The 26,038-nt window shown below is 72.6% G+C and carries 20 protein-coding genes; 5 read left to right on the forward strand and 15 right to left on the reverse strand.

All coding sequences use genetic code 11. The features are described from left to right. Nucleotides 1–346 precede the first annotated feature (346 nt). Both FB457_RS09380 and FB457_RS09385 read left to right on the forward strand, forming a co-directional pair. A complete protein-coding gene (locus tag FB457_RS09380) occupies nucleotides 347–964 on the forward strand; it encodes a hypothetical protein (protein WP_145781471.1) in 618 nt (205 codons plus the stop codon). Further along, nucleotides 955–1,989 (forward strand): hypothetical protein, encoded by a 1,035-nt coding sequence (locus tag FB457_RS09385; protein WP_145781472.1) that lies wholly within the window; start codon nucleotides 955–957, stop codon nucleotides 1,987–1,989. Before FB457_RS09380 ends, FB457_RS09385 begins: the two co-directional genes overlap by 10 nt. An 80-nt stretch (nucleotides 1,990–2,069) precedes the next feature. On the opposite strand, the gene FB457_RS09390 is transcribed toward FB457_RS09385, so the two are convergent. From FB457_RS09390 to FB457_RS09440, 11 genes are all read right to left on the reverse strand, one after another. Further along, nucleotides 2,070–2,999 (reverse strand): carbohydrate ABC transporter permease, encoded by a 930-nt coding sequence (locus FB457_RS09390; RefSeq protein ID WP_145781474.1) that lies wholly within the window; start codon nucleotides 2,997–2,999, stop codon nucleotides 2,070–2,072. 50 nt (nucleotides 3,000–3,049) lie between these two features. Continuing rightward, nucleotides 3,050–4,081: a carbohydrate ABC transporter permease gene (locus FB457_RS09395; RefSeq protein ID WP_145781476.1), complete on the reverse strand. Its 1,032-nt coding sequence runs from the start codon at nucleotides 4,079–4,081 to the stop codon at nucleotides 3,050–3,052. Nucleotides 4,082–4,125: 44 nt separating this feature from the next. After that, a complete protein-coding gene (gene ngcE / locus FB457_RS09400) occupies nucleotides 4,126–5,547 on the reverse strand; it encodes an N-acetylglucosamine/diacetylchitobiose ABC transporter substrate-binding protein (RefSeq protein WP_145781477.1) in 1,422 nt (473 codons plus the stop codon). A 371-nt stretch (nucleotides 5,548–5,918) separates the two neighbouring features. After that, complete coding sequence (locus FB457_RS09405) at nucleotides 5,919–6,167, reverse strand: hypothetical protein (protein WP_145781479.1); 249 nt, start codon at nucleotides 6,165–6,167, stop codon at nucleotides 5,919–5,921. Nucleotides 6,168–6,437: 270 nt separating this feature from the next. Next, a complete protein-coding gene (gene acnA / locus FB457_RS09410) occupies nucleotides 6,438–9,152 on the reverse strand; it encodes an aconitate hydratase AcnA (RefSeq protein ID WP_145781583.1) in 2,715 nt (904 codons plus the stop codon). Between the two features lie 218 nt (nucleotides 9,153–9,370). Further along, the gene (locus tag FB457_RS09415) at nucleotides 9,371–10,195 is read right to left on the reverse strand and encodes an SAM-dependent methyltransferase (RefSeq protein ID WP_047020464.1); all 825 of its coding nucleotides are present in this window, start codon (nucleotides 10,193–10,195) and stop codon (nucleotides 9,371–9,373) included. Between the two features lie 139 nt (nucleotides 10,196–10,334). Then, nucleotides 10,335–11,951: a hypothetical protein gene (locus FB457_RS09420; protein WP_253911466.1), complete on the reverse strand. Its 1,617-nt coding sequence runs from the start codon at nucleotides 11,949–11,951 to the stop codon at nucleotides 10,335–10,337. After that, entirely contained in the window at nucleotides 11,938–13,986 is a 2,049-nt protein-coding gene (locus FB457_RS09425; RefSeq protein WP_253911465.1) for an ATP-binding protein, read from the reverse strand. Before FB457_RS09425 ends, FB457_RS09420 begins: the two co-directional genes overlap by 14 nt. 36 nt (nucleotides 13,987–14,022) lie before the next feature. Further along, nucleotides 14,023–14,916 carry a hypothetical protein gene (locus FB457_RS09430; protein WP_047018632.1) on the reverse strand — a complete coding sequence of 298 codons (894 nt, stop codon included), beginning with the start codon at nucleotides 14,914–14,916 and terminating at the stop codon, nucleotides 14,023–14,025. Nucleotides 14,917–15,080: 164 nt separating this feature from the next. Continuing rightward, the gene (locus tag FB457_RS09435; RefSeq protein WP_047018631.1) at nucleotides 15,081–15,479 is read right to left on the reverse strand and encodes a RidA family protein; all 399 of its coding nucleotides are present in this window, start codon (nucleotides 15,477–15,479) and stop codon (nucleotides 15,081–15,083) included. 93 nt (nucleotides 15,480–15,572) lie between these two features. Next, nucleotides 15,573–16,751: an acyl-CoA dehydrogenase family protein gene (locus tag FB457_RS09440; RefSeq protein WP_047018630.1), complete on the reverse strand. Its 1,179-nt coding sequence runs from the start codon at nucleotides 16,749–16,751 to the stop codon at nucleotides 15,573–15,575. A gap of 160 nt (nucleotides 16,752–16,911) precedes the next feature. Between FB457_RS09440 and FB457_RS09445 the strand changes: the two genes are divergently transcribed. The 3 genes from FB457_RS09445 (at nucleotide 16,912) to FB457_RS09455 (ending at nucleotide 20,423) form a co-directional block, all read left to right on the forward strand. After that, nucleotides 16,912–18,549: an AMP-binding protein gene (locus FB457_RS09445; RefSeq protein ID WP_047018629.1), complete on the forward strand. Its 1,638-nt coding sequence runs from the start codon at nucleotides 16,912–16,914 to the stop codon at nucleotides 18,547–18,549. 9 nt (nucleotides 18,550–18,558) lie between these two features. Further along, complete coding sequence (locus FB457_RS09450; RefSeq protein ID WP_145781480.1) at nucleotides 18,559–19,395, forward strand: PaaX family transcriptional regulator C-terminal domain-containing protein; 837 nt, start codon at nucleotides 18,559–18,561, stop codon at nucleotides 19,393–19,395. 200 nt (nucleotides 19,396–19,595) lie between these two features. After that, nucleotides 19,596–20,423, forward strand: a complete 828-nt coding sequence (locus FB457_RS09455; protein WP_145781482.1) for an alpha/beta fold hydrolase — start codon at nucleotides 19,596–19,598, stop codon at nucleotides 20,421–20,423. A 135-nt stretch (nucleotides 20,424–20,558) separates the two neighbouring features. Here the strand turns inward: FB457_RS09455 and FB457_RS09460 are convergent, their stop codons facing one another. From FB457_RS09460 to FB457_RS09475, 4 genes are all read right to left on the reverse strand, one after another. Then, the gene (locus tag FB457_RS09460; protein ID WP_145781484.1) at nucleotides 20,559–22,868 is read right to left on the reverse strand and encodes a bifunctional salicylyl-CoA 5-hydroxylase/oxidoreductase; all 2,310 of its coding nucleotides are present in this window, start codon (nucleotides 22,866–22,868) and stop codon (nucleotides 20,559–20,561) included. A gap of 5 nt (nucleotides 22,869–22,873) precedes the next feature. Continuing rightward, complete coding sequence (locus FB457_RS09465) at nucleotides 22,874–23,701, reverse strand: enoyl-CoA hydratase family protein (protein ID WP_047018625.1); 828 nt, start codon at nucleotides 23,699–23,701, stop codon at nucleotides 22,874–22,876. Between the two features lie 162 nt (nucleotides 23,702–23,863). Next, the gene (argF, locus tag FB457_RS09470; protein WP_047018624.1) at nucleotides 23,864–24,862 is read right to left on the reverse strand and encodes an ornithine carbamoyltransferase; all 999 of its coding nucleotides are present in this window, start codon (nucleotides 24,860–24,862) and stop codon (nucleotides 23,864–23,866) included. Nucleotides 24,863–25,005: 143 nt separating this feature from the next. Next, the gene (locus FB457_RS09475; RefSeq protein WP_047018623.1) at nucleotides 25,006–25,956 is read right to left on the reverse strand and encodes an AraC family transcriptional regulator; all 951 of its coding nucleotides are present in this window, start codon (nucleotides 25,954–25,956) and stop codon (nucleotides 25,006–25,008) included. Nucleotides 25,957–26,038 lie beyond the last annotated feature (82 nt).

Below are 26,038 nucleotides of genomic sequence, written 5' to 3' on the forward strand. Positions count from 1 at the left end.
GGCGTGACTATTCCGTAACCCGCGCAGCTCCGCGGCACCGGGGTCCGTACCGCCGGCCCGCGGGCCGGGACTCCCGGCGACCCCGGTCGAGGTCGGCCACCGGCGGACGCGGCCCGCCGGGCGCCAGGCGGCCCGCGTACCTACGTAACGGCTATGTCGCGAACTGGCAGCAGCCGGTGGTCCGTCCGGGACGTGGCTCGATAACGTTGCCCCGAACATGACGCGCGGGGGACGCACAACCGCTCGGGAGACCGAACGCTCCGAGCCCTCACCGGGCCGCCCCTGCCGCAGTCAGCCTGACGACGCTGGGAGTTGGTCACCGATGCGGCACCGCACCCTCGGCCGGGTGACGGCCACAGCCCTCGGCGCGGCGCTGCTGCTCACCGCCTGCGGCGGTTCCGACGACGGCGGCGGAGACGAGATCGTGGGCGCGAAGAACAACTCCTCCGAGTCCCCCAGCGCCCCCGCCGAAGAGGACCCGGACGCCCCCGCCTTCGACTTCCCCGACGACCTCGAGGCGGACGTGGAGCCCGCGGAGACCGGGGACGAGAAGAAGGACGCGGTGCTGCGCGACCAGGGCTACGCCCTCAGCGCCATGGTGGAGAGCTACGGGCAGCAGAAGGCCACGGCCAACTTCGAGCAGTACTGGCAGGATCCGGCCTACACCACCTATGTGCGGGACTTCGAGCGCTTCGCCGACGAGGGGCAGCGCATCGCGGGCACCGGACGGTACTTCGACCGCGAGGTCAAGCAGGTCAAGGACGGTTCGGCGCTGGTCGTGTTCTGCGAGGACCAGAGCGACGGCTACGTCGTCGACGCGGAGACCGGCAAGAGCGTGGGCGCGGAGGGCGGCGAGAACGCCGCGGTGTTGCGGCTGTACCGGCAGACGCTCACGCGCACGGACGACGGCACCTGGACGGTGACCGAGTCCGACTGGACGAAGGGGGACGGGACATGTCGGTGAGTTCGCGGAACGGGGCGGTCGTACGCCGCTCGGGAACGGGCCTCGCGGCCGCGGTCGGCGTGACCGCGATGCTGCTGGCCGCCACGCAGCCCGCGTACGCGCAGGGCGGCGGCTGGGGCACCGGCGGAGGCGGCGAGTCGGACGGCGGCGACGGCATCGGCGCGTGGACCAGCCAGGTGAAGGTCACCTCCACCGGCGGCGACCCCTCCGCCCCGCCGATGACTCCCGTCCAGGGCAACTGGACTCCCCCGCCCTGCTGGTACGAGCCGGTCATGACCTCCGAGGAGATGGCGGAGTGGGGCCCCGGCACCTGGACGCACTCGGAGAGCGCGCAGGCCGACTGGATCCAGGAGTGGGAAGACAAGGAGTGGAACAAGGACAAGGACGGCGCCTGGTGGGCCGTCGTCTACAACAAGGACATGGGCGAGGAGGAGGCGTTCCAGGCATGTGACATCCTCCAGGGCAACCCCTTCTGGGTGGACCAGGGAGACGTGCCTGAGGACGGCGTGAGCATCAGCCCCGAGATGCTCGCGGAGATCGCCTACAACGCGACCAAGCTGCCCGCCCCGCCGGTGAAGCTGAAGCCGGACCTCGCGCTGCAGAAGGTCAACCTGCCGGTGCACGCCACCTTCCGGAGCGACACCGGGCTCCAGCGGGTGTCGACCACCGCCAGCATCAACCTCCTCGGCGTGGAGTACGCCGCCACCACCGTGGCCACGCCCAAGGAACTGCGGATCGACGCCGGCACCGAGTACGCCGAGCCTGAATCGTGCACCTACGGCCTCAGCGGCGGCGCCGGCGGGTACGACGTCGACACGGCGGACGCCGGCTGCAACGTGACGTACCGCAAGTCCTCCGGCGAGGGCACCTACCCGCTGGAGGCGTCGCTCACCTGGGAGGTCCACTGGACCGCCTCGGCGGACCCGAACGGCCCGCCGGAGCCGGGCGACCCGCAACTGCCCGAGGGCATGTCCTCCGGCACGTACGACGTGACCGTCAAGGAGATCCAGACGGTCGTACGCTGAGCGCCGCGCGGAGCGGCCGGCGCGGTGGCCCCGCACCGGCCGCTCCGCGCTTACCGCACCGCATGCCGCGTCACCGCGCCCTACTTCACCGCGCCCGCCGTGAGCCCCGACTGCACCTGGCGCTGGAAGATGATGTACACGATGAGGATGGGCAGCGCCGCCATCACCAGCCCTGCGAAGAGCCTGCCGTAGTCGGAGCGGTATCCGGCCTGGGCGAAGAGCAGCCCGATGCCCTGGGTGAGCACGTAGTCGTCCTCGTTGCCCTGGTTGAGCGCGAAGGGCAGCACGTACTGGTTCCAGTGCCCGAGGAAGTTGAAGATGCCCACGCTGATCAGGCCGGGTTTCGCCATGGGGAGCATCACCTGGAAGAAGATCCGGGTGTGGGACGCCCCGTCGATCTCCGCGGCCTCGGAGACCGACGAGGGCAGGGTGCGGAAGAACGTGGTCATGAAGAAGATGGTGAACGGCATGGAGTACGCGATGTACACCATGATCAGCCCGTGCCGGGTGTCGAGCAGGGAGAGGTTCTTCATGACGAAGAAGAGCGGCACGAGCGCCATCACCACGGGGAACGCCATGCCGCCGACGAAGGTGAAGTAGACGATGCGCGCGCCCTTGAAGTCGAACCGCGCGAGCACGTACGCGGCCATCGACCCGAAGAGCATGGTCAGCGGCACGGAGATGGACACGATGAGGAGGGAGTTGGCCGCATACCGGCCGATCCGCGCCCGGCTCCAGGCGTTGGACCAGTTCGCCCAGTCGATGCTGCTGGGCAGTGCCCACGGGTTGGCCAGGATGTCGCCCGAGTCCTTCAGGGCGTTCATCAGGGCCCACACCAGCGGGCCCGCGGCCAGCACGGTCCACAGGATCAGGAAGCCGTGCGAGAAGACGTTGAGTACGGCGCCTTCGATCTTCTTCCGCGGCTCCAGCAGCGGCGACCGCGACGTGTCGTCCGCCACGTCCGCCTTGTCGAGCGCGGGTGGGCGGTCGGTGGGTTCCGCAGTGGTCATGACCTGGCCTTCCGGATCGTGCTCTGCACTCGATGCTCGCTACCCGATGCTCAGTACTCGACGCGGTCGCGGCGGCGGCCCACGGACAGCGCGGCCACGGCGAGGATCATGGTGAGGATGAAGAGCGCGACGCCCATCGCCGCGCCCCTGCCGGCCTGCAGTTGGCCGAAGCCGGTGTTCCAGAGGTAGACGCCGAGCACCATGGTGGAGTCGTCGGGTCCGCCCGGTCCCTGGGTGATGATGTTGACGACGGCGAACGACTCCGCTCCGAGCGCCATGATCCCCATGTACACCCAGCCCGTCTGCACGGTGTCGCGGATGAGCGGCAGGGTGATGCGGAAGAAGGTCGACGCCCGGCTGGCGCCGTCCAGCAGCGCGGATTCGTAGATCTCCTTGGGGATCTGCCCGATGGCCGCGGAGAACAGGACCACAAAGAATCCGACCATGGCCCAGCACATCACGATCATCACGGCCCACAGCGCGAACTTCGAGTCCGCCAGCCAGCCGCCGTTCGGCGACAGCGCCTCGGGCAGGACGGGGTCGAGCAGGCCCACATCGGGTTTGAAGATGTAGCCCCACAGTGCCGCGATCACGGCGATGGACAGTGCCTGCGGAAAGAAGTACACGATCTTGTACGTCTTGGCGCCGCGGACCCCGGAGACCGCCTCGCCCTTCTTGTGCCGGCCGCCGACGGTGACCATGAAGGCGAAGAACAGGCCGAGGCTGAGCGTCACGAACGGTACGGCGAGGGCGAGGATCAGGTTGTTGCGGACGGCGGCCCAGAAGGTCGAGTCGTCCAGCAGCCTGGAGTAGTTCTCGAACCCCACCATGTTGAAGTCGCTGCTGACGCCGGTCCAGTCGGTGAGCGAGTAGTAGAAGGTCTGGATGAACGGCGAGATGACGAACACCGCGTACAGCCCGAGGGGGACGATGAGGAATCCCGTGACGAAGCGGTACTTGAGGTAGGTCCGGTACCGCGGAGAGCTGATGAAGCTCTTTTTCCGCGGGGTGCCGGGCACCGGCCGCCCGGCGGGTTTCCCGGGCTCCCCGACTTTCGTCACGGCAAGGCCGTCGTCCGTCATTCCGGCGCCCCCATCTCGCTCGCTCACCGACTGGATCCGCCGTTTCAGTGCTTGTACTTCTTGATGCTGTCGTCCTGGGCCGTCTCGTCGGCGATGCCCTGGATCTTGTCGATGGCCTCGGCGGGCTTGATGCCGCCCTTCATCATGTCGCCCCAGACGAAGACGATCTTCTCCCGGTACGGGGTCGGGTACCAGTCGGGGAACCGGGGGTTGAGGAAGTTCTCACCGGCGCCCTCGAGGAGCCCGACGGCGGTGGTCAGCCCGGTGCCGAGCTGGAGGCCCTCCTCGGAGCCCTCGACGCAGGCCAGCGACGACACCAGCTCGGTGAAGCCCGCCGCGGACTTCTTGCTCAGCATGTTCCGCAGGAACTCCATGGCGCCCACGGAGTTCTTGCCCTTCGCCGGCACGATGAAGGGCTCGCCCGCCTGCGCCCAGATGGTCTCGAACGGCATCGCGTCGGAGCTGTCGAGGTTCGGCGACGGGGAGACGGTCATCTGGAAGTCGGGGGGCGTGGTGTCCTTGGACTCGTTCTCCACCCACGAGCCGTTCGGGATGAAGATGCAGTTGCCGCGTTCGGTCCAGTCGGTCTGAACGTCGGTGTGCGTCTTGCCGGGCGAGTTCTTCAGGACGTAGCCCTTGTCGTACAGCTCGTAGTGCGCCTCCATGACGCCCTTGACGGCGTCGTGCTTCCAGGCGTTGGGTTCGAGGTTGTCGATCGCGTCGAGCACCTCGACGCCGCCCACCTTGCCGATCATCGGCAGCATGCTGAAGCCGAGGTACTGGGGGTAGACGCCGGTGTACGCGAATCCGGCGATGTTCTGCTTCTTCGCGTCGGCGCAGATGGCGAGCATGTCGTCCCAGGTCTTCGGGTACTCCCAGCCGTTGTCGTCCAGCAGCTTCTGCGAGTACCAGAGACCGAACACCGAATAGGCGATGTTCATCCGGTAGACCTTCTCGTCACCGTACTGGCCCATCTCGACGGTGCCGTCGCGCAGGGTGTCGCGGACCGTCTTGTTCGGGTCGTCGACGGACGGGGCGTCGAGCAGCGGGGTGAGGTCCGCGAGCTGCCCCTGCGTGATGAGCGCGGGCACGTCCATGGCCTCGTCGCCGGAGTTGTTGATGAGGTCGGGCGGGTCGCCGGCCGCCATCCGGCCCTGGACCTTCGACTGGATCTTCTCGGTCGAGCCGGTCTTCACCTTGCCGAAGTTCTTCTGGTACGCGGTGGCGTCGTCGTCGACGTACTTCGTACCGAAACCGCCGTCGAACATCAGTACTTCGAGCTCGGCGTTCTTGTCCACACCGAGCGGGTTCTTGTCGGTCTTGTTGCCCTTCGCACCGCCGCCGTTGTCGTCGTCGCCACCGCTGGCGCACGCCGACAGCGCGCTGACGGTGGGGACGGAGATCAGGCCGAGGGCTACGGCCCGCTTGATCAGATCGCGGCGACCGACATGCGAGTTGGATCCCATGCTCAAGTCCTCACTCTCTCCAGGACTCAGGCGGTGTACCGGATCCCCGTTGGGTCGTGCCTCATGGTGCAGGAGCCGATTACCGCGGTCATCTGTTACGTGAGTGGTGCAGGGTGGTGCGCCGGAGGGTGGGGGGTGCCGCCGGGTGCGGACAGGTATAGTCCACTCGGCGCCGCCTAATCAAGATCGAATACAAGGTTCATCAAGAGTATTTCCCGACTTGAGACCTGCGGGAAACGCGCCGGAGCGCCACCCGCACCCGGTCGGCCGGACCACCCGCCGCGCACCCCCCCAACTGCCATTGGTCCAGCCTTTTGGAGCCCTCTTCCGGCCGCTCCGGGCCCCGCCCGGGGCCACCCGGAATGTCCTGATCAGCGCCAGGTTCGTACGTCCGTCTGCATGCCGGCGTCGAGGTCGATCCGGCCCCACACGTCCCCTACCCGGGTAGCCGCCACCACGACGGGACCGGTGCCGTCGAGGTAGGCGGTGTAGTACCCGATGACCGGGTGCGGCTCGCCCCCGGTCCGCGGCGCTTCCGGTCTCACCCGTTCGGTCCCCTCCGCGTCGAGGACGACCGCGTTGTCCTTCCTCGCCTCCGCGGGCGGCGTCGCCTCGACCACGAGGACGTGTCCTCCCAGGCCACGACGGACTACGGGGGCTCCGCGAAGCGCTTCTCCACCACGCCGCCGGGGCCCCGGACCCACCGCACGACGGACTCCCCTCGCCCACCGAACGGCGATCGCCTCGTGCTCGTTCACGCGGGCCAACTCGACTCACCGGCCGGGACCTCACCGGCACCGTAGCGCCCGGATGTACCCGTACGGTGGCCGTACGGAGAACCCCGCGCCCTCCCGGTGGGAGGGCGCGGGGTTTCGTGTGGCGGTGAGGGGTCAGTCGCGGATGAGGGAGCGAAGCACGTACTGGAGGATGCCGCCGTTGCGGTAGTAGTCCGCCTCGCCGGGGGTGTCGATCCGTACCACCGCGTCGAACTCCACGCCGGTGTCCGTCGTCACCTTGACCGTCTCCGGGATCGCGCCGTCGTTCAGGGCCGTGATGCCGGTGAAGGCGAAGGTCTCCTCGCCCGTCAGGCCCAGGGACTGCGCCGTGGCGCCCGCCGGGAACTGCAGCGGCAGGACGCCCATGCCGATGAGGTTCGAGCGGTGGATGCGCTCGTACGACTCGGCGATGACCGCGCGGACGCCGAGCAGCGCCGTGCCCTTGGCCGCCCAGTCGCGCGACGAGCCGGAGCCGTACTCCTTGCCCGCCAGCACCACCAGCGGGGTGCCGGCCGCGGCGTAGTTCTGGGCCGCGTCGTAGATGAAGGAGACCGGTGCGTCCGCACGGGTGAAGTCGCGGGTGTAGCCGCCCTCCGTGCCCGGGGCGATCTGGTTGCGCAGCCGGATGTTGGCGAAGGTGCCGCGGATCATGACCTCGTGGTTGCCGCGGCGGGAGCCGTAGCTGTTGAAGTCGCGGCGGGTCACGCCGTGCTCGGTGAGGTACGTGCCCGCCGGGGTGTCGGCCTTGATGGCGCCGGCCGGCGAGATGTGGTCGGTGGTGACCGAGTCGCCGAGCAGGGCCAGCACGCGGGCGCCCGCGATGTCCTCGACCGGCGCCGGGTCCATGCCCATGCCCTCGAAGTACGGGGGCTTGCGCACGTAGGTGGACTCGGGGTCCCAGGCGAAGGTGTCGCCGGTCGGGATCGGCAGCGCCTGCCACTGCTCGTCGCCCGCGAAGACGTCCTGGTACGACTCGGTGAACATCTCCTCGCCGATCGCGGCGGCGACGACCTCCTCGACCTCCTGCTCGCTGGGCCAGATGTCCTTCAGGTAGACCGGCTTGCCCTCCTTGTCCGTGCCCAGCGGCTCGCGGGTGATGTCGGTCTTCATGGTGCCCGCGAGCGCGTACGCGACGACCAGCGGCGGCGAGGCCAGGTAGTTCATCTTCACGTCGGGGTTGATCCGGCCCTCGAAGTTCCGGTTGCCGGAGAGCACCGAGGTGACGGCCAGGTCGTGCTCGTTGACGGCCTTGGAGATCTCCTCCGGCAGCGGGCCCGAGTTGCCGATGCAGGTGGTGCAGCCGTAGCCGACGAGGTTGAAGCCGAGCTTGTCGAGGTACGGGGTGAGCCCGGCCCGGTCGTAGTAGTCCATGACGACCTTGGAGCCCGGCGCGAGCGTGGTCTTCACCCACGGCTTGCGGGTCAGGCCCTTCTCCACCGCCTTCTTCGCCAGCAGCGCCGCGCCGACCATGACGGACGGGTTGGAGGTGTTGGTGCAGGAGGTGATGGCGGCGACGGTGACGGCGCCGTGGTCGATCTCGTACGTCGTGCCGTCGGGCGCGGTCACCGGGATGACGCGCGTCGGTACGCCGTTGGAGGAGGCGGGGGCGTCGGAGGCGGGGAAGGACTCCTTGCCGGGCTCGTCGGCGTCCTCGACGTAGTTGCGCACGTCGAGGCGGAACTGCTCGGCGGCCTTCGACAGCTCGATGCGGTCCTGCGGGCGCTTCGGCCCGGCGAGCGACGGCACCACCGTGGCGAGGTCCAGCTCCAGGTACTCGGAGTACTCCGGCTCGTGCGCCGGGTCGTGCCACAGGCCCTGGGCCTTGGCGTACTCCTCGACCAGGGCGAGCTGCTGCGCGTCGCGGCCGGTGAGCTTCAGGTACGTGATCGTCTCGGCGTCGATCGGGAAGATCGCGGCGGTGGAGCCGAACTCCGGCGACATGTTGCCGATGGTCGCCCGGTTGGCCAGCGGGATCTGGCCGACGCCCGCGCCGTAGAACTCGACGAACTTGCCGACGACGCCGTGCTTGCGCAGCATCTCGGTGATGGTCAGCACCAGGTCGGTGGCGGTGGTGCCGGTGGGCAGCTCGCCGGTGAGCTTGAAGCCGACGACCCGCGGGATGAGCATCGAGACGGGCTGGCCGAGCATCGCCGCCTCGGCCTCGATGCCGCCGACGCCCCAGCCGAGCACGCCGAGGCCGTTGACCATGGTGGTGTGGCTGTCGGTGCCGACGAGGGTGTCGGGGTACGCCTTGCCGTCGCGGACCATGACGACGCGGGCCAGGTGCTCGATGTTCACCTGGTGCACGATGCCGGTGCCGGGCGGGACGACCTTGAACTCGTCGAACGCGGTCTGGCCCCAGCGCAGGAACTGGTAGCGCTCGCGGTTGCGCCCGTACTCCAGCTCCACGTTGACCTGGAAGGAGTCCGGGGTGCCGAACTTGTCGGCGATCACGGAGTGGTCGATCACCAGCTCGGCCGGGGCCAGCGGGTTGATCCGGGCGGGGTCGCCGCCCAGGTCCTTGACGGCCTCGCGCATGGTGGCGAGGTCGACGACGCAGGGGACGCCCGTGAAGTCCTGCATGATCACGCGGGCCGGCGTGAACTGGATCTCCCGGCTCGGCTGCGCCTGGGAGTCCCAGCTCCCCAGGGCCCGGATGTGGTCGGCGGTGATGTTCGCGCCGTCCTCGGTGCGGAGCAGGTTCTCCAGCAGCACCTTCAGGCTGTAGGGGAGCCGGGCGGCACCGGGCACCTCGTCCAGCCGGAAGATCTCGTACGACTCGCCGCCCACCTGCAGCGTGCTGCGGGCGTCGAAGCTGTTCGCCGACACGACAGTCTCCTTCGTCATTCGCGTTCCACCGCAATCCTGCCGCTACGTCCGAAGCGGGGCGACTTGAGGGTGGCACCTTCGGCAGATATCTCGATGTCGAGATAAACCTTACTCCATGGCTCCGCCGGGGTGCCCACCCGTGTCGGGTACGAAACGGGGGCCGCCCCGCGGGACCGGCCCGCCGCGCCGCCCGGTCCGCGCGGGTTGCCCCGGTCGGGTCAGCCCGGCTTGCGGGCCACGCCGCCGTACATCGCGATGTGCGAGTTCGGCACCGACTCGCCGATGCCGTCCGGCCGCCAGTGGTGGACCAGCGTCACGCCCGGGTCGATCGGCTCCAGGCCCGCGAAGAACCGCTCCGCCTCGGCCCGGTCGCGGATCTGCAGCGGGATGCCGCGCTCGTTGTACTCGCGGCCGACGCCCGCGACGCGCTCCGGGTCGGTGTCGCCGGTGAAGACGGTCAGCGCCAGGAAGCTGCCCGGCGCCAGCGCGTCCAGCAGCCGGGCGACGATGCCCTGCGGGTCGTCCTCGTCGAGGATGAAGTGGACGATGGCGATGAGCGACAGCGCGACCGGCTTGTCGAGGTCGAGCACCGTGCGCAGCTGGGGGTCGCCGAGGATCGACTCGGGGTCGCGCAGGTCGGCCTGGATGTAGCCGGTCCTGCCCTCCTCGCTGCTCTGGAGCAGCGCGCGGGCGTGGGCGAGGACGATGGGGTCGTTGTCCACGTACACCACCCGGCACTCCGGGGCGACCTCCTGGGCCACCTCGTGGAGGTTCGGCGGTGTCGGTATGCCGGTGCCGACGTCCAGGAACTGCCGTACGCCGTAGTCGCGGGCCAGCGTCCTGGTGACCCGGTGCATGAAGACGCGCGTCTGCTTCATGGAGGTCGGCAGGCTGGGCCAGGCACGTACCGAGGCGTCGCCCGCGGCGCGGTCGGGGGCGAAGTTGTCCTTGCCGCCGAGGAGGTAGTCGTAGACCCGCGCGGAGTGCGGGCGGTCGGTGTGCAGGTCGATTTCGGGCTCGCCGTCGCGGGATAAGGGGTTCATGACGTGCGGTGCACCTTTCTCGTCGTATGCGGTCGTCATACGCGGTCCTCGTACGCGGTCCTCGTACGCGGTCCTCGTACGCGGTCCTCGTACGCGGTCCTCGTACGCGGTCGTCGGGCCGGATCGCCGGGGCGGGCCTTCAGGCCGGGCACGTGCCGTCCGGGGCCTGGAACGTCCGGTACGGCCGCGGCCGGTCCGCGTCCTCCGGGCGCGGGTACTCGATCACCGGGACCGGCTTGCAGACCGGCCAGTTGTCCTTCTCCACGTCGAAGCCGAACTGCCCGCTGGCACCGTGCACGCAGTCCTGGCACGGGTCGCCGCCCGCGACCACCTTCATGTTGGTGATGGTGTTGTACACGTCCAGCTTGGACGGCAGCCGGTCGGACTCGCCCCCGTCCGGCCGGTTCAGGTCGTCGAGCGCGGTGCCGACGGCCTGGGCGAGGACGGTGAAGGCGTCGTGGTGCATGATCGCGTACCCGTCGTCGAGCGCCTCCCCCGGCAGCCCGCTGACCTTCGCGAACCCGGTGGCGAAGGTGGTGAAGCGCTCGTCGGCCCCGTCCCCGGCCCGCCACGAGGGCGCGTCCGTCGCCGAGGCGCCGACGGTGACGACGCGGGCCTCGGCCATGTCGGCGCGTACCTGCTCGCCCGTCAGCCCTTCGGGCAGGCCGGTCGCCACCCGCAGGATGCGGATCTCGGTGTCGAAGTCGTCGCACTCCGGCTCGTCGGACAACTGGGTGATGAGGTACGGCAGGTCGGAGTCGCGGCCGGCGTAGAAGACCGTGTCGGCCTCCAGCCGGCATATCCCCCGCGCGGCCGGGGAGAAGCGGCGCGGCGCGCCCTTGTAGTCGCCCATGATGCCGACGAAGGAGGAGCTGCGGTTCTCCAGTTGGTACTCCTCGCCGAACACGTCGCGCATGTTGTCGCGGGTGTTGGTGACGTAGTCGTCCTCCTTGCGCGAGTCCCACACGAGGTAGCCGGAGGGCTTGCCGGGCCTGGCGCCCGGGTGTCCTTCGAGGTAGTCGGCGAGCGCGGCGACCGATTCGGTGTTGGACGGCGCGGACTTGAACAGGGTGTCGGCGCTGATCTCCGGCGAGCTGAGCACGCCGCTGACGGCCGGTATGTCGGCCCTGGAGAGCGCCACGGCCGCGTCCTCGGTGTCCTGCTCGCTGTTGGGCAGGCCGACCACGCCGACGAGCGGGGAGTCCCCCCTGGTCGGCGCCCTGCCGGTGGTGAGGGCGGCGAGCGCGTCGACGGCCGGCCGCCACTGCGAGAGGTCCTTGCCGACGTTGGCCAGCAGGAGCTGGTAGTTGACGCCCTGGCCGCGGTTGGCCGCGAGCTGGGCGGTGAGCACGCCGGCGAGGGTGTTCTGGACGACCTCGGGGGTCATGGCGCTGGACTCGGTGGCGTTGAACGGCATCATGAGCCCGACGCGCACGTACGGTTCGCGGGCGGAGCTGTCGTCGTCCTCCCAGCCGGCGCGGACCCGCTCGTTCTCCGCACCGATCTGCCGTACGAGGTCCGCGATCCGCTCGTCGGGACCGTCCGCGCCCGGCGCGAAGGCCGGCGACTCGGCGGTGGCGTCGGCGACGCCGACGCACTCCTCGCCGTTCGCCGACTCCACGAGCCCGTCGCCGCACGCCCCTTCGCCGCCGAGACCGAGGACCACCAGCACGGTGGCCGCGGTGATCGCCGCGACGGTCAGCATCCCCAGGATCGCCTTCTCGGCGCGGCCCAGCGGCCGGCTAAGGAATGGCATGGCCCCTCCCCTCCTCGCCGCCCTCGCGGCGTTCCACGGCCGAGTCCGGTGTGCGCAGTTCCTTGAGCGCCGCCGGCCAGTCCTGCGACGCGGCGTACAGCGCCCTGCCGCCGGTGGGGTGCTCGAACGACAGGAAGTCCAGCTCCCGCCCGATCCGGCCGCGCAGGTGCGCGTCGGGTACGGACAGGGGGTCGGCGGCGTACCAGACCGCGTGCAGCAGCCGGTTGACCGACCGCGCGACGGAGTCGGCGCCCGCCAGCGTGCCGTCCCGCTCCCCCGACGCCGTCGCCCGGCACACGTCGGCCCAGGCGGGGTCGGGCGGGTGCGGGGCGCGGGCGATGTGCCACAGGTCGGTGAGCCACCGGTCGGTGGCCGGCCCGTGGAGGGTCTCGGCGAGCCAGCGGGCCGGCTCGGCGGGGCGGCCCGCGGCCAGTTCGTGGTGGTGGGCGGCGGCGTGCTCGCCGCGGTCCTCGTGGTGCCGGCGCAGCAGCTCGTGCAGCTCCGGCCAGGGCTGCGGCGGGTCGGTGGCGTCCGCCGGGCGGCGGCGCAGCTCGTCGACGAGGACGGCGCGCAGGAAGTCGTCGCCGACGAAGGGCCGACCGGGCTGCGGCCACCGCTCGTCGCGCAGGTGGCTGCGTGCCTCCTCGACGGCGCCGGCCTGGTGGTCCCTGGTCAGGTACGCGCCGGCCAGTGCGCGGGCCGCGGCGGCGTCCTGCGCGACGGACAGCAGCACGAGGTACGAGCTGAGCCCCGCGTCGGGGACGAGCGCGGCGAGTATCAGCTCGGTCACGTGCTCCCCGGCGAGCCGCAGCCGCGTCAGCTCGTGCGGCTCGACGGCCGCGGGGTCCGGCGCGGCGTCGAGGGCGTCGTAGAAGATCCGGCAGCCCAGCGGGCTGCCGCCGGTGAACCGGTGCACGGCGCGGGCCACTTCCTGGCGCACCGCCCGCTCCTCGCCGACGTGCATCATCGACAGCAGCTCGTCGGGGTCCAGCGGCGGCAGCGGCAGGGTGACGAGTCCGGCGGCCGGGTCGCCCGGCTCGCCGCCGCGGCGCCACTCGCGCAGCCCGGGGACGTTCGCGGCGGTCCAGCGCGCCGCGCCGGCGTACCGGTCGCCGTGGGGCTCGCCGAGCGTGGCGGCGACGACGACCAGCGGGTCGGGCCGCTCGGCGGCGGTGACGCGCCGGGCGAGCAGCAGGTCGAGCAGCTCGGTGCCGGCGGCGGTGTGGACGTTGTCCAGGAGGGCCAGCGGCCGGGGCGCGGCGTTGAGGTGGCGCCATCCGGTGTACGCGGCCCGCAGGTCCTCCAGCAGCGCCTCGACCAGGTGGACCTCGATGCGCCGCCGCATGCCCTCGCCGAGGTGGAAGGCGCGGCACAGCGCGGTGAGCACGTGGTTGTCGTCCTGCTGCGAGGTGGGTACGTCCGCCAGCCCCCCGTACCACTGGCGCACCGCCCGGCTCTCCCGGAAGCCGAGGTACCGGTCGGTGAAGAGCCGGACGCTCGCGGCGGCGACCGGGCCCAGCTCGTCGGTGCCCCAGCCGCCGATGCGGTCGAGGACGTCACCGGGCCAGTTGCGGGCCCGTTCCGGGTTCTTCTCCAGCCCGCAGTCGGTGAGCAGCGCCTCGACGCGCTCGCGGGCGCACGCCTGCTCGTCCAGCTCGCCGCGGTGCCAGGCGCTGACGGCCACCAGTCCGGTGAGCAGCCGGGGCAGCCGCAGCCGGCCGAAGCCGGGGCAGTGCGCGCTCAGGCCGCGGGCCAGGCCGGTCAGCAGCTCGGCGACGGGCGAGGTGTTGGAGACGGCGGCGTCGTCGTCGCGGACGCCGGCGCAGTCGACGGCGGCGACGGGGACGCGGTCGGCGTACGCCTCGCGCAGCGCGTCCAGCACGGCGGTGCGGCCGCTGCCGTGCCCGCCGTGGAGGAGCACGGCGGGCACCTCGTCGCGCGGCTCCTGCCGTACGGCCTTCCGCTTCGTGTGGTGCAGCCCCACCATGCGGGGCACCAGTTCGCGCAGCACGGCATCACGTCCGTACAGGGTCAAGCTCCGCTTCCCTCCCGTTGCGCGACGGCGTCCCGGCTACCCGAGCATGCCGCCGACCTGTCGTGCCATGTCGAGCAGCAGTTGGCGCCCGGTGGTGTCAGGGGCGCTGGTCAGTTCCTCGCGGATCCGGTCGACGAGCGCCCGCAGCCGTCCCGGCCCGCCCTCCTCTGCCGCGCGGCGCAGCTCGTCCCCCTGCCGCAGCAGGTGCCGCAGCCGCTCCTCGTCGAGGCCGAGCCCGGGGCCCAGGCCGGCGAGTTCGTCGGCGAGCGTGCCGACGTAGGTGACGGTGCTGTTGCTGATGAAGGTGACCGGGCCCTGGATGGTGTCGATGCGGTACGTGGACTGCCGCTCGCGCTCCTGGCGCAGGAACTCGGCGAGGCCGGTGCCCGCGTGGCCGCAGTCCAGCCCGCGCTCGGTCAGCTCGGCCCGCCCGGTGACCACGTCCCCGTCGACCCCGTCGCCGGTGAGGCCCAGCAGCCCCGCGGCCCGTAACGAGCGGGCCGCGGCGAGGACTTCGCCGGCCCGGAGGGCGTCGCCGTGGAAGAAGACGTGGTCGGCCACGAAGAAGTCGCGCAGCAGCAGCGCCTCGTCGCCGCGGTGCTCGAACGCCCAGCGCAGCACCGCGTTCTCGGCGTACTCCTGGCGCGCCCCCGGGTCGCGGCGCTCGCGCTCCAGGCGCAGCGCGCGCCGGTGGCCCTCCGGGCGCAGCGAGGTGTCGGCGGGGGTGTGCTCGGGCCAGCGGTGGACGTCCACCAGGCCGCGGTCCGCCAGCGCGGCGATGACGGCGGAGACGCCGAGGGGCGGCTTGTTCTGCTCCAGGCCGAAGGCGGCGGTGCGCACGGGCACGTCGGGGCGGTGGCCGGACTCACGCAGCAGCCACAGGAGCAGGCGCGCCTCGTAGCGGCCAAGCTCCGTCCTGCCGTGTGCCATCGAAGCGCAACCTCTGTTCTGCGTGCGGCGGTTGGGGGTGCGCATGAATCTACCTACGATGCCGCCCGGTCACCAGTTCGTAGCGGCGTGCGGTCGCCGCACTGCGGCCGTCTCGTAGCGGGACCGCGACCTGCCGGGGGGTTTCTGCCGGTGTCGCGCCGGGGTCAGGGCAGTACCGCGATGCCGTCCAGCTCGACCAGCGCCTCGGCGTCCCAGAGCCGGGTGACGCCGATGAGGGCCATCGCCGGGTACGTGTCGCCGGCCAGCCGGCGCCAGATGCGGCCCAGTTCCGCGGCGTGGGCGCGGTAGTCCTCGGGGTCGGTGGCGTAGACGGTGACGCGGGTGAGGTGGGCGGGTTCCCCCGCGCAGGCGCCGAGCGCGGTGAGGAGGTTGCCGAGGGCCTGCTCGAACTGGGCGGGGAGGGTGTCGCCGACGACCCGGCCGGCGCCGTCGAGGGCGGTCTGGCCGGCGAGGAAGACGAGGGACGAGCCGGTCGCGGTGACGGCGTGGCTGAAGCCGGAGGGGCGGGCGAGGGAGGCGGGGTTGACGCGGTGGACGGACACGGCGGCGGGGTCCCTTCGGTGGTTCTGCGGTGGTTCCTGCGGGGCGGCCGGGTGGCGTACGGCGCCGGTGGCCCGCGACCGTACGCCCGCCGGTCACCTGCGGTACAGCTCCTTGGCGATGATGCTCCGCTGCACCTCCGTCGCCCCCTCGTAGATGCGCGGCGCGCGCACCTCGCGGTACAGGTGCTCCAGCAGATGCCCGGCCTCAAGCGCGCGGGCGCCGTGGATCTGCACCGCCGCGTCGACGGCCGCCTGCGCCGTCTCGGTGGCCAGCAGCTTCGCCATCGCCGACCGCCGGGCGACGTCCGGCGCGCCCGCGTCGTACGCCGAGGCCGCCGCGTACACCAGCAGCCGGGCCGCCTCGACGCGGGTGGCCGTCTCGGCGAGGGTGTGCGCGACGGACTGCAGGTCCTTCAGCGGCCCGCCGAACGCCTCCCGCCGCCCGGCGTGGTCCAGCGCCGCGTCGAGCGCCGCCTGCGCCATGCCGACGGCGAACGCGCCGACGGAGGGGCGGAAGAGGTTGAGCGTCGCCATGGCGGTGCGGAAGCCGCCGTCGACCTCCCCGAGGACGTCGGCGGCGGTGACGGGGACGCCGTCGAAGCGCAGGGTGCCGATGGGGTGCGGGCTGAGCATGGTGAGGGGCTCGCCGGTGAGCCCGGGGCGGCCGGCGGGCACGAGGAAGGCGGTCACGCCGCGGGCGCCGGCGTCCGGCGTGGTGCGGGCGAAGACGGTGGCGACGTCGGCCTCCGGGGCGTTGGAGATCCACTTCTTCTCGCCGGTCAGCCGCCAGCGCCCCGGCCCGTCCGGCTCGGCGGCCAGCCGCAGCGCCGCCGCGTCGGAGCCCGCCTCCGGCTCGGTGAGCGCGAAGGCGGCGACGGCCCGCCCGGCCGTCACCTCCGGCAGCCAGCGCTCCCGCTGCTCGTCCGTCCCGGCCTGCACGACGGGGTACGCGCCGAGCCCCTGGAGCGCGAGCGCCGTCTCGGCCTCGGTGCACTCGCGGGCCAGCGACTCGCGCAGCAGGCAGAGCGTGAGCGCCGAGACCGGCCCGGCGGCGGGGAACACCCGCGTCAGCAGGCCGGGTTCGCCGTCGTCGCCCGGGGCGCCGAGGGCGGCGAGGAGCGGCCGGTTGACCCGTCCCGGCGCGCCGGCCTCGGCCAGCGGGCGCAGCCGCCGCGCGGCGAAAGCACGCAGCTCGGCGCACCACGCCTGGAGCCCGGGGTCGAGCGCGAAGGGCTGCGGCGGCTGCGGGTGCGGCGGCGGCTGCTGCGCCATGCGGTGCTCCTCTCTCGCGGGGGTGGCGTCCGGTCCGCGCCCCAGGCGCGTCCGGTGCGCGTACGGGCCCGCCCCGGCGGTTATCGCGGACTGTTGACTGTCGTCACGCCAACGCTACGCTCCTTGGGGTACCGCAGGGCAGACCTAGGGGGCCTACGCCATGCAGCTCAAGCCTTCCGCCCACGCCGACACCTTCGCCCGCGACCACCTCCCGCCGCCCGGGCAGTGGCCGGACCTGGTCTTCCCGCTCCCCGGCCTGCACTACCCCGACCGGCTCAACTGCGGCGCGGAGTTGCTCGACGCCACCGTCGAGCGGTTCGGCGCCGGCCGCCCCGCCCTGCACACCGCCGCCGGCGAGACGTGGACGTACGGCGAACTGCAGCGCCGCACCGACCGGATCGCGCACGTGCTCACCGACGACCTCGGCGTGCTGCCCGGCAACCGCGTCCTGCTGCGCGGGCCCACCACGCCCTGGCTGGTGGCCTGCTGGCTGGCCGTCATGAAGGCGGGCGCGGTCGCCGTCACCGTGCTGGCCGCGCAGCGCGCGCACGAACTGCGCGGCATCTGCGAGATCGCGCGGATACGGCACGCGCTGTGCGACGCCCGTTCGCTCGACGACCTGACCCGGGCGGAGGTGGCGGGGCTGACGGTCGTCCCGTACGGCGGCGGGGAGCCCGGCGACCTGCTGCGCCTCGCCGACGCCAAACCCGACGCGTACGCCCCCGTGGAGACCTCCGTCGACGACGTCGCGCTGATCGCCTTCACCTCCGGCACCACCGGCCGGCCCAAGGGCTGCGTCCACTTCCACCGCGACGTCCTGGCCATCGCCGACACCTTCTCCGCGCACGTGCTGAAGCCCCTCCCCGACGACGTGTTCGCGGGCAGCCCGCCGCTGGGCTTCACCTTCGGCCTCGGCGGCCTCGTGGTCTTCCCGATGCGGGCCGGCGCCTCGGCGCTGCTGCTGGAGCAGGCCGGGCCCGACCGGCTGCTGCCCGCGGTCGCGGAGCACCGGGTCTCGGTGCTGTTCACCGCCCCGACCGCGTACCGGGCGATGCTCGACAAGCTCGGCGCGTACGACACCGGCTCGCTGCGCCGCTGCGTGTCCGCGGGCGAGAACCTGCCGGCGGTCACCTGGCAGGAGTGGCGCGAGCGCACCGGGCTGCGGATCATCAACGGCATCGGCGCCACCGAGATGCTGCACATCTTCATCTCCGCGGCCGACGACGACGCCCGCCCGGGGTGGACGGGCGTGCCGGTGCCCGGGTACGAGGCGCGGGTCGTGGACGCGGCCGGGACCGAGGTGCCGGACGGGGAGCCGGGGCTGCTGGCGGTGCGCGGGCCCACGGGGTGCCGGTATCTGGCCGACGAGCGGCAGCGGGAGTACGTGCGGGGCGGCTGGAACCTCACCGGCGACACGTATGTGCGCGAGCCCGACGGGTACTTCCGGTATGTGGCGCGCGCGGACGACATGATCATTTCGGCCGGGTACAACATCGCGGGGCCCGAGGTCGAGGACGCGCTGCTGCGCCACCCGGACGTGCGGGAGGCCGCGGTGGTGGGGCGTCCGGACCCGGAGCGGGGCACGGTGGTCGTGGCGTACGCGGTGCTGCGCGAGGGCGTGGTGCGGGGTCCTGAGACGGAGGCGGCGCTGCGGGAGTTCACGAAGGGCGAGATCACGCCGTACAAGTGCCCGAAGGAGATCCTCTTCACGGACGCGCTGCCGCGGACGCCGACCGGGAAGCTGCAGCGCTACCGGCTGCGGGAGGAGCAGGCCGGTCTGGCGGCCGGGAATCGCTAGAGTGATCGAGTGCCAGCCGAACGAACCCCGCGGTCCCTGATCGTCAGCTTCTACGGCGCGTTCGGCCGCGGCGAGGACGCGGGCTCCGGGCGCGTGCCCGTGGCGGCGCTGATCCGGCTGCTGGGCGCGGTGGGCGTGGACCCGCCCGCGGTGCGCTCCGCGGTCTCCCGGCTCAAGCGGCGCGGGCTGCTGGTGCCCGTACGGCACGAGGGCGAGGCCGCGTACGCCCTGTCCCCGTCCGCCCGCACCCTCCTCGACGACGGCGACCGCCGCATCTACCGCCGGGAGGCCCCCGCGGGCCCCGGCGACTGGCTGCTGGCGGTCTTCTCCGTGCCGGAGCAGGAACGCCGCAAGCGCCACCTGCTGCGCTCCCGGCTGGCCCGGCTCGGCTTCGGGCAGGCGGCCCCGGGTGTGTGGATCGCCCCGGCGCACGTGGCGGAGGAGACCCGGCACACCCTGAGCCGCCTGGAACTCGCCCCGTACGTCGACCTCTTCCGCGGCACCCACGAGGGCTTCACGCCGACGCCGGAGGCGGTGGCGCGGTGGTGGGACCTCCCGGCCACGGCGAAGCTGCACGAGGCGTTCCTGGACGCCCACGAGCCGGTGCTGGCGAGGTGGTCCGCCCGCCCGGCGGCGGAGCGGGCCGCCGGCCCGGACGCGTACCGCGACTACCTCCTGGCCCTCGACACCTGGCGCCACCTCCCCTACGCCGACCCGGGCCTGCCGCCCGGGGTCCTGCCCCCGGACTGGCCGGGCGCCCGCGCGGCGGCGGTCTTCGCGGCCCTGGACGACCGCCTGCGTGCCCCCGCGTCGCGGTTCGTCCGCGCGACCCTGCACGCACCGTGACCGGCGGTCCTGCGCGATGAGCCGCTGACCCCCTGCCTCCTCCACACCGGCCGTGCCCGAATTGCGGGGTTTAGTCGGCGTGGCGAAGATGAATGCGGTGCTGCCGCCCGTCTTCGCGGCCGCAATCCTCTCGTCATGCCTCTCCGAATCGCCGGGCGGCGGTCCGCCCCCGGCTGCTCCCGCGGGAAGGGATTCCTGACATGCCGGTTTGCACGACGCGCGACGGTGTCGACATCTTCTACAAGGACTGGGGCACGGGGCGTCCCGTGGTGTTCATCCACGGCTGGCCCCTGAACGGCGACGCCTGGCAGGACCAGCTCAAGGCCGTGGCCGACGCCGGCTTCCGCGGCATCGCGCACGACCGGCGGGGCCACGGGCGGTCCACGCCGGTCTTCGACGGGTACGACTTCGACACCTTCGCCGACGACCTGAACGACCTGCTCACCGATCTGGATCTGCGGGACGTCACCTTGGTGGCACATTCCATGGGCGGCGGCGAGCTGGCCCGCTACATCGGCAGGCACGGCACCGCGCGGGTGCGTTCCGCGGTGCTTCTCTCGGCGATTCCGCCGCTGATGCTCCAGGGCCCGGACAATCCCGCGGGCGTGCCGCAGAAGGTCTTCGACGACATGAAGGCCGGGATCCTCGACGAGCGCTCGCAGTTCTGGAAGGACGCGTCCGCCGGCTTCTTCTCCGCCGACCGCGAGGGCACCAAGGCGACCCAGGGCAACAGGGACGCGTTCTGGTACATGGCCATGGACGAGACCATCGAGGGCGGCGTCGCGTGCGTCGACGCCTTCGCGGCCACCGACTTCCACGAGGACCTCGCGAAGTTCGACATCCCGACCCTCGTCGTCCACGGCGACGACGACCAGATCGTGCCGATCGACGCCACCGCCCGCAAGACCGCCGAGATCGTCCGGGGCGCCGAGCTGAAGGTCTACGAGGGCGGCAGCCACGGCATCGCCCTCGTGCCGGGCCTCAAGGAGCAGTTCAACCAGGACCTGCTGGCGTTCCTCCAGAAGTGACGCTCCCGAACCCCCCACCCGGGGTGGTAGCGCATCGCGCCGTCCTTGGCGTACGAACGGACCTCGGTCTCCGACCGGTTGGGCGTCCGGCAGAGCTGACGCGCGGGGCACACCGGCCCCGCCGGCGGCCCGCGCTCAGCCGCCGTCCAGCGTCAGCCGCGGCTTCGGCCCGTCGGCGCGCCCGGTCGGCGGCCTGCGGCTGCCCGCGCGGTACGGGGCGGGCCACGGCGCGCCCGGTCCCGTGTAGCCCTGCTCGGCGGCGGCGTGCAGCGTCCAGTGCGGGTCGTAGAGGTGAGGGCGGCCCAGGGCGCACAAGTCGGCGCGGCCGGCGAGGATCAGCGAGTTGACGTCGTCCCACGAGGAGATCGCCCCGACCGCGATCACCGGGATCCCCGTCTCCGCCCGGATCCGGTCGGCGTACGGCGTCTGGTACGAGCGGCCGAACGCCGGCTGCTCGTCGGCGACGACCTGGCCGGTGGAGACGTCGATCGCCGCCGCGCCGTGGGCGGCGAACGCGCGGGCGACGGCGACCGCGTCGGCCGCGGTGGTGCCGCCCTCGGCCCAGTCGGTGGCGGAGATCCGCACGGTCACGGGGCGGTCGGCCGGCCACGCGGCCCGTACCGCGTCGAAGACCTCCAGCGGGTAGCGCAGCCGGGCGTCGAGGTCGCCGCCGTAGGCGTCGGTGCGGCGGTTGGTGAGCGGGGAGAGGAAGCCGGACAGCAGGTAGCCGTGCGCGCAGTGCAGCTCCAGCAGGTCGAACCCGGCGCGGGCGGCGCGGCGCGCGGCGGCGGCGAACTCCTCGCGGATCGCGTCCATTCCGGCGCGGTCCAGCGCGCGCGGCGTCTGGTTCAGGCCCGCGCGGTACGGCAGCGGGGAGGGGGCGACGACGGGCCAGTTGCCCTCGGGCAGCGGCTCGTCGATGCCCTCCCACATCAGCTTCGTGGAGCCCTTGCGGCCGGAGTGGCCGAGCTGGATGCCGAGGGCGGCGCCGGGCGCGTGGCCGCGTACGAAGTCGACGACGCGGCGCCAGCCGGCCTCCTGCTCGTCCGACCAGAGGCCGGTGCAGCCGGGGGTGATGCGGCCGCGGGGGCCGACGCAGACCATCTCGGTCATCACCAGACCGGCGCCGCCCAGCGCGCGGGCGCCGAGGTGGACGAGGTGGAAGTCGCCGGGCAGGCCGTCCTCGGCGACGTACATGTCCATCGGCGAGCACACGACGCGGTTGCGCAGCGTGAGGCCGCCGAGGGTGTACGGCGTGAACATCGGCGGCGTGCCCTCCGGCACCCCCGCCTCGCGCTCCACGGCGGCGACGAAGCCGGGGTCGCGCAGCCGCAGGTTGTCGTGGGTGATGCGGCGGCTGCGGGTCAGCAGGTCGAACGCGAACTGCCGCGGCGGGCGGCCGAGATGGCGCGCCAGGTCCTCGAACCACTCACGGCTGGCGTGCGCGGCGCGCTGGGTGGAGGCGACGACGGGCTTGCGCTCGGCCTCGTACGCGGCGAGCGCGGCCGGCACGTCCGGCTGCTCCCCGACGCACGCGGCGAGCGCGAGGGCGTCCTCGACGGCGAGTTTGGTGCCGGAGCCGACGGAGAAGTGCGCGGTGTGGGCGGCGTCGCCGAGGAGGACGACGGCGCCGCCGCCGGGCGAAGGATGGTGCCACCAGCGGTCGTTGACGACCGTGCGGAACGCCGTCCACTGCGAGCGGTTGCCCGTCAGCGGCCGGCCGCCGAGCGCGTCGGCGAAGTACGCGGCGCAGCGCTTGGCCGTCTCCTCCTCGCCGCAGGCGTCGAACCCGGCGCGGCGCCAGACCTCCTCGCGCATCTCGACGATGACGGTGGAGGCTCCTCCCGACGACGCGGCCGATATCGCGTACGGGTAGCCGTGCAACTGCATGACGCCCGCGTCGGTCTCGACGATCTCGAAGCGGAAGGCGCCGAACGCGAACGGCGCGGACAGCCACACGTACCGGCAGCGGTGTTCGGCGATCCGCGGGCGGAAGACGTCGGCGTGCGCCTCGCGGGTGGCGCTGTTGACGCCGTCGGCGCCGACGACGAGGTCGTGGCCGCGGGCGAGTTCGGCGGCGGGCGGCGCCTCGGTGCGGAACCGCAGGTCGACGCCGAGGTCGCGGCAGCGCTGCTGGAGCACCGCGAGCAGCCGGCGGCGGCCGAGGGCCGCGAAGCCGTGGCCGCCGGAGCGCTGCACGGTGCCGCGGTGGACGATGTCGATGTCGTCCCAGCGCACGAACTCCCGCTGCAGCGCGGCGTAGACGGCGGGGTCGGCGTGCTCGATGCCGCCGAGGGTCTCGTCGGAGAGCACGACGCCGAAGCCGTACGTGCTGTCCGGGGCGTTGCGCTCGTAGACGGTGACCGTACGGGCGGGATCGAGCCGCTTGAGGAGCGCCGCGGCGTAGAGCCCGCCGGGCCCGCCGCCGATGACCGCGGCCCGCACGGCGCTCAGCGCCCCTGCCAGGCCGGGGGCCGCTTGGCGGTGAACGCGGCGTGGAACTCGGCGTAGTCGGCGCTGTTCATCAGCAGCGCCTGGGTGGCGGCGTCCATCTCGACGGCGGCGGCCAGCGGCATGTCCAGCTCGGCGGTGAGCAGCGCCTTGGTCTGCGCGTACGCGAGCGTGGGCCCGGCGGCGAGGCGGCGGGCCAGCGCCTGGGCGGCCTCGTCGGCGCGGCCCTCGTCGGCGAGTTCGCTGAGGAGGCCGATGCGTGCGGCCTCGGCGGCGCGCACGGCGTCGCCGAGCATCAGCAGCCGGGTGGCGTGGCCGAGGCCGACGACGCGGGGCAGCAGGTAGGCGGCGCCCATGTCGCCGCCGGAGAGGCCGACGCGGGTGAAGAGGAACGCGAAGCGCGCGGAGTGGTCGGCGACGCGGAAGTCGGCGGCGAGCGCGAGGACGGCGCCGGCGCCCGCGGCGACCCCGTGCACGGCGGCGACCACCGGGAACGGGGCTTCGCGCAGGGCCCGTACGACCTGTCCCGTCATGCGGTTGAAGTCCAGCAGCCGGCCGGTGTCCATGGCCAGGGTGGCGCCGATGATCTCGTCGACGTCGCCGCCGGAGCAGAAGCCCCGGCCCGCGCCGGCGAGGACGAGCGCGCGGGTGCCGCCGGTGCGGGCCAGCTCGGCGATGAGGTCGCGGAGGTCCGCGTACGCCTCGAAGGTCAGCGCGTTGAGCTTCTCGGGGCGGTCGAGCGTGACGGTGACGACGCCGTCGTCTTCTGTGACCCGCAGATGCTCCCACTGCGCGGTGCGGCCGGCGGATCCGGTGAACGGGCTCATCGTGCGCGGCCCCTGTCTGCAGACGGTGGCGGGCGGTGGCGGTAAGCCGAAGTTATCACCTGTACGTGACTGTCGTCACGACCACGCGATACGGGGCCGGGGCGCACGCGTCCCGCCGCACGGCCCCGGGGAGCGGGCTGCCGGGCGGTCGGGGGCGGGACGTCAGCCCAGGGTGGCGACCATGAGCGCCTTGATGGTGTGCATCCGGTTCTCCGCCTCGTCGAAGACGACGGAGTGCGCCGACTCGAAGACCTCGTCGGTGACCTCCAGCGACGTCAGTCCGTGCCGCGCGTGGATCTCCCGGCCGACGGCCGTGCCGAGGTCGTGGAAGGCGGGCAGGCAGTGCAGGAACTTGACGTCCGGGTTGCCGGTGGCGCGCAGCACGTCCGTCGTCACCGCGTACGGGCGCAGCGCCGCGATCCGCTCGTCCCACACCTCCTGCGGCTCCCCCATCGAGACCCACACGTCGGTGGCGACGAAGTCGGCCCCGGCCACGCCCTCGGCGACGTCGGCGGTGAGGGTGATCCGCGCGCCGGAGGCGGCGGCGAGCCGGCGGGCCCCGGCGACGACGGCGTCGGCGGGCCAGTACTCCCGGGGCGCGACGATGCGCACGTCCATGCCGAGCAGGGCGGCGGTGACGAGGTAGGAGTTGCCCATGTTGAAGCGGGCGTCGCCGAGGTAGGCGTACGCGATCTCCCCGACCGGGCCCGGGCGGTGCTCGGACATGGTGAGCACGTCGGCGAGCATCTGCGTGGGGTGCCACTCGTCGGTCAGGCCGTTGTAGACGGGCACGCCCGCGTACGCGGCCAGCTCCTCGACGGCCGACTGGGCGGCGCCGCGGTACTGGATGGCGTCGTACATCCGCCCGAGCACCCGGGCGGTGTCCTTCACCGACTCCTTGTGGCCGAGCTGCGAGCCGGCCGGGTCCATGTACGTGGTGGACGCGCCCTGGTCCGCCGCCGCGACCTCGAACGCGGCGCGGGTGCGCGTCGAGGTCTTCTCGAAGACCAGCGCGACGTTCTTCCCGGCCAGCCGCCGCCGCTCGGTGCCCGCCCGCTTCGCCGCCTTCAGCTCGGCGGCCAGCGCCAGGAGGTGGTGCAGCTCCTCGGCGGTGCAGTCCAGCTCCTTGACGAAGGTCCGGCCGGTGAGGTCTATCGCCATGGTTCCGCGCTCCTGAGATTCTATGCGTGCGAACGCATCACTATACAGACCGCCCGGTGGGCCGGGCCCCGTCACCACCGTCACGCCGGTGACGCCTACCCGCCTCACGGCAGTGGTGCACAGGACGCCCCCGTCAGCTTCCGTCAGCTTCCGTTCGCGGTCGGCTGCGGCGGCTGCCGCGCCCGGCTCCGGAACTGTGCGGGCGACGAGCCGACCACGCGGCGGAACGCGGTGCTGAACGCGCTCTCGGAGAGGTAGCCCGTGGCCCGCGCCAGCTCGGAGATCGGCAGCGTGTCCCGGGCGAGGGCGTCGCGGGCGAGGCTCATGCGCCACTGGATCAGGTACTCCAGGGGCGGGACCCCGACGTGGCTCTTGAAGGCCCGCGCGAACGCGGAACGCGACATGCGGCTGATCTCCGCCAGCTCCTTGAGGCTCCAGGAGTGGGCCACGTCGGCGTGCACGGCGCGCAGCGCGGCGCCGACGCCGTCGTCGTTGAGGGCACCCAGCCAGCCGGTGGGCCGGTCCGTCTGGCCTGCGTGGGCGCGCAGCATGTGCACGAGCAGGATCTGCGCGAGGTGGTTCTGCACCAGCGGGCCGCCGGCCGCGGTGACGCCGACCTCGGTGGCAAGGAGATCGATCAGTTGCGCGAGCCGCCCGCCGTGGGGATCGGACACGCGGACGATCACGAGCGGCGGCAGGAGGTCGGTGAGGAGGCCCGCGTTCCGCTCGTCGAACGCGATGTGCCCGATGCAGAGGTAGAGGTCGTCCTCGGCCTCCGGGCCGATCCGCACGAACCCGTACGCCGCCCCCGCCAGCACCGGCTCCGCGGGACGCGGGCTGACGTCGGGCGAGGTGGCGAGCACGTAGGGCGGGGGGTTGCCCAGCATGAAGGTGTCGCCCTCCCGCAGGAGCACCGGCTCGCGCCCTTCGAGGATGAGCCAGCACGTGCCGCGCACGAGACCCCCGATGCGCACGTGCGGGAAAGGGTCGAAGCGCAACGCCCACTCGCCCGTGGCCCGGAGGCTGGGGCCGATCACCGTGCGGGGCCGGAGCAGGCCGATCGCGTCGGCCACGGGATCACGGAAGCCGAGCACCGGGCACCTCCTCCTGGACGATACGTAAAGAAGTCCGGACCCTCCATCATGGATCGTACTTCGCTCTTCCCGCAGTATCGAT

The sequence above is a fragment of the Streptomyces sp. CNZ287 genome (assembly GCF_007827615.1).